Raw genomic sequence first — 3993 nt, forward strand, 5'->3', positions numbered from 1 at the left:
TCACTGAACAAATCGGCGATGTCCAAACCAAGGCGGCGACGTTGTGTTGGTTAGGGCATATAGCAGAACAACAGGGCAATTACAATCAAGCACTAGATTATTTACAGCCAGCCTTGGAGATATTGCAGCGTATCCAATCTCCTGATGCTGAGAAATTAGGGCAAGTGGTGGCGAGAGTAGAAGATTTAATTCGTAATACTTCGGCTACGCTCAGTACAAGTTCGTAATTCGTAATTAAGAAAGTCAGAATTTAATCTGGCTTCCCAGGTTGGCATCTGTCGCCTATTTCGCATTAAGTTAGGACTTACGCACTGTACAAATTAATCATAGTATGTTTCACGAAAATAGGTCGTTTCAGCCTTGATTAATTGTTCTTTGATGATCAGTAAACCCGCGCTGTAGGGGCACAGCAATGCTGTGCCCCTACGACAGATGTGGTTTTTTGAGCCATACATACTATGTATTTTGTGTCAATGCGTAAGTTCTATAAGTTTATTTATCCACGAGTCTTTGAACTCCATTAATGAGCCTTTGATACTCATTAAAGAGGTTCTGAACTCCATTAATGAGTCTTTGAGCTTCATTAAAGAGGCTTTGAACTCCATTAATGAGCCTTTGATACTCATTAAAGAGGTTCTGAACTCCATTAATGAGTCTTTGATACTCATTAAAGAGGCTTTGATACTCATTAAAGAGGCTTTGATACTCATTAAAGAGGCTTTGAACTCCATTAATGAGCCTTTGAGCTTCATTAAAGAGGCTTTGAACTCCATTAATGAGTCTTTGATACTCGTTCAGCAGTTTTTTAGACTTGTGGCTTGGTTGTCGGAGATTGCGATCGCCATAATTCGCCTTGAAGCACATTCTAAGTAATATTCTCAGTAAAAGGCTCATTTAAATGAGCCTTTTACTAGAGAAAAGAGATATTAGCCTAAATCGAAAAGCAAGATTTCGCCGCCGATGTTGGTGCTAATTTCTAGCTGTTCTTCGCCGTTGATTTGCACACCGTCACCTGCTCTAAGTTCCTCACCATTTAAGTCAACTATGCCTCGCGCTACTTGTAACCAGGCATAACGACCGGGTTTGACTTGATAATTAACAACATCACCATCCTCTAAAACAGATGTATATAACTCAACATCTTGGTGAATTGTCACAGCACCATCACGCCCATCTTTAGCAGCAATCAAGCGGAGTTTGCCGCGCTTTTCTTCTAGAGGAAAAGTTTTTTGTTCATATCTTGGTGCTAACCCTTCTCGATCGGGGAGAATCCAGATTTGTAGCAAGTGTAATGGTTCAGTTGGTGAAGGATTAAATTCACTGTGGCTGATTCCAGTTCCAGCGCTCATAATCTGGGCATCACCAGGATGAATCACTGAGCCAGTACCCAAGCTATCTTTATGCTCTCCAGCACCTTCTAAGATATAGGTGAGGATTTCCATGTCACGATGACCGTGGGTAGGGAATCCAGCACCAGGGGCGACGCGATCTTCGTTAATTACTCGCAGAGAGCGAAATCCCATGCGGTTGGGATCGTAAAAACTACCGAAGGAAAATGTGTGATAACTATCGAGCCAGCCTGTTTGAACGTGACCACGGGAATTGCGATCGTGAATTAGGTGGCTAATTGTCTTTTGAGACATAAATTTACCTCGCTGTTAATTAGTTTTGAGTGTCAAAAAATTAAGTATTTAATTACGAATTACGTAGCTTGCTTCTTGCCAAAGGCAAGTATTACGAATTTATTTAGCGTAGTAGGGCCTAGCTGATTACGAATTCCGAATTACTTTTGAACTATTTAAATAATAAAACATACACATATAAAATGAAAAGTACGCACTTAAAAGTGGGGTACTTACCAAAAAGATACTGTGAAATTTTTATTTAAATCATTGGACAATAAAATTTTATATTTATTCAATAAGTCACGCTAGTAGGGTGTGTTAGGCACATATTTTGATATAGTTTGTTATAAAAAATATGATTAAAGCGCCTAACGTACCGCTATATAAGAAAGTGCGTTAGGCTTTAGCCTAACGCACCCTACTACTACTAAATCAAATGTTTCTCAAAAGTGCTTAATTTACACTAGCAGGTATCTTTTGAGTTTGAGTAATACCCGCTTTGCCATTCTCTGCCTTAATTTCTGCTACTTGCAGATGAGCTTCTAAGAACCAGAGTCGTTTGTCAATAGTGCGGGAAATTTCGGTGTAAAGGTCAGCAGTATCCAGGTCGCCTAATTCATCAGTTTTATCGATCGCTTGTCTCAGATGTTTAGCATAGGATGCATAGCGATCTGCCAAGGCTGTCACATGGTCTTTGCCATCCAAAATATCTAAGGGGTATTCTGGCAGGATCGAATTACTAGCTGCGGCGCGAACTGTTCCGAAAGCGTATCCGCCTAAAGCTGTGACGCGTTCAGCTACCATATCGATGTACTCTTCCAATTCCCCAGCAAGTTCATCAAATAATAGGTGTAGCTGATAGAAGTCAGTTCCTTTAACATTCCAGTGCGCTTGCTTTGCTTGGGTTTTCAAATCCGAAGTAGCTGCCAAGCTTTGGTTGAGAAGTACCACGATTTGCACTCGTGCTTCGGCAGGAATGTCAATGCGGGTAGGGTACAGACGTGATGAAATGGTGTCGTCGCTCATGCTTCTTAGGTTAATGCCTTTTACATCTAACTTTACTGATAGTGCAAGGCTTGGCGAAACTCTCTGACGATAGATTGAATTAACGCCTGAATATGTTACAGTTGATGACGATTAGTTAAATGTGATGGTTTTCTATGGTATTAAATGTGCCACCGAAAAGGCGATCGCGAATATCATCATTCTGCAAAAAGTCATGGGGAAAACCCAGTTCAATTTGACTCACTTCATTTAAACGTTGCAAATATTCTGGGGAGAGGGTAACTTCTAAAGAAGCTAAGTTATCTTGAAACTGCGTTAATTTACGTGCCCCGATAATCGGAATAATCACCCCACTTTGAGCGCGTAACCAAGCTAATGCTACCTGTGATGGTGTGTGTCCAATTTCTGCTGCAACTTCACTGACAACTTGAGCGATCGCTAAATTCTTCTCAGAAACTTCTCCCCCTAAACTCGCTACTCGCCCTTGTTCACCGCCTTCTTGAGCAGGTTTATTATACTTGCCTGTCAGCACTCCACCACCCAAGGGCGACCACGGCGTTACTGCTAAATCAAGAGCTTTTGCCATTGGGATCAAGTCCCGCTCTGGTGTTCGTTGAATTAAACTATACTCAATTTGCAGAGCAACAAACTGCGTCCATCCTTGGTAATGGGCGATGGTATTTGCTTGGGAAACAATCCAAGCGGGTGTGTCAGAAATGCCGATATAAAGTACCTTACCTTGACGCACTACATCATCAAGCGATCGCAATACTTCCTCAATAGGTGTTGTGAAATCCCAAGCGTGCAACCAGAATAAATCAATGTAATCGGTATTCAGTCGTTTCAGGCTGCCTTCTAAAGACTGAATCAAATTCTTGCGATGGTTTCCACTGGCGTTAGGGTCGCCCTTGTTGTCACCCATCTGCAAGGGAAAGGAATATTTTGTCGCAACTACAAAGCGTTCGCGTTCTTTAGCAATCAACTCACCGACAATTTTTTCACTACTACCATCGGTATAACCGTTGGCGGTGTCAATGAAATTTCCCCCTGCTTCTACATAAGTATCAAAGATTTTACGACTTTCGTCAGCAGATGCACCCCAACCCCAATCTTCACCAAAGGTCATGGTTCCCAAGGAGAGTTCAGAGACTCTTAATCCGCTTTTACCCAACAGTTTGTATCTCATGAATATTTTCTGATTAATGAAAAAAACTAAGTGAATATCATCTCAAAGGCATGATAACTGGAAACCGAGGGCGATGTTTGAGGACAAGCCCTTTAGTCTATCTAAACGCAACTTTTTGTATTGTGAATGTAACGGCCGCCTTGTGAATGCGATCGCTTGCATTATGAATGCAACGGC

The 3993-nt window shown here is 41.6% G+C and carries 5 protein-coding genes; 2 read left to right on the forward strand and 3 right to left on the reverse strand.

The features are described 5' to 3' along the window. Nucleotides 1–227, forward strand: a 227-nt coding sequence (locus ACFFAP_RS35090) for a tetratricopeptide repeat protein (protein ID WP_375515535.1), incomplete at its 5' end; no start/stop codon positions are given. Nucleotides 228–510: 283 nt separating this feature from the next. Next, on the forward strand, nt 511–873 hold the full coding sequence (locus ACFFAP_RS35095; RefSeq protein ID WP_375515536.1) for a hypothetical protein: 363 nt from the start codon (nt 511–513) through the stop codon (nt 871–873). A 53-nt stretch (nt 874–926) separates the two neighbouring features. Here ACFFAP_RS35095 and ACFFAP_RS35100 read toward each other — a convergent pair whose 3' ends face one another. From ACFFAP_RS35100 to ACFFAP_RS35110, 3 genes are all read right to left on the reverse strand, one after another. Beyond that, nucleotides 927–1643 carry a pirin family protein gene (locus ACFFAP_RS35100; protein WP_375515537.1) on the reverse strand — a complete coding sequence of 239 codons (717 nt, stop codon included), beginning with the start codon at nt 1641–1643 and terminating at the stop codon, nt 927–929. A 435-nt stretch (nt 1644–2078) separates the two neighbouring features. Next, nucleotides 2079–2651, reverse strand: a complete 573-nt coding sequence (gene dps, locus ACFFAP_RS35105; RefSeq protein ID WP_375515538.1) for a DNA starvation/stationary phase protection protein Dps — start codon at nt 2649–2651, stop codon at nt 2079–2081. Between the two features lie 115 nt (nt 2652–2766). Continuing rightward, complete coding sequence (locus tag ACFFAP_RS35110) at nt 2767–3816, reverse strand: aldo/keto reductase (protein ID WP_375515539.1); 1050 nt, start codon at nt 3814–3816, stop codon at nt 2767–2769. Nucleotides 3817–3993: the final 177 nt, after the last annotated feature.

Source organism: uncultured Nostoc sp., assembly GCF_964245575.1.
Classification (GTDB): domain Bacteria; phylum Cyanobacteriota; class Cyanobacteriia; order Cyanobacteriales; family Nostocaceae; genus Nostoc.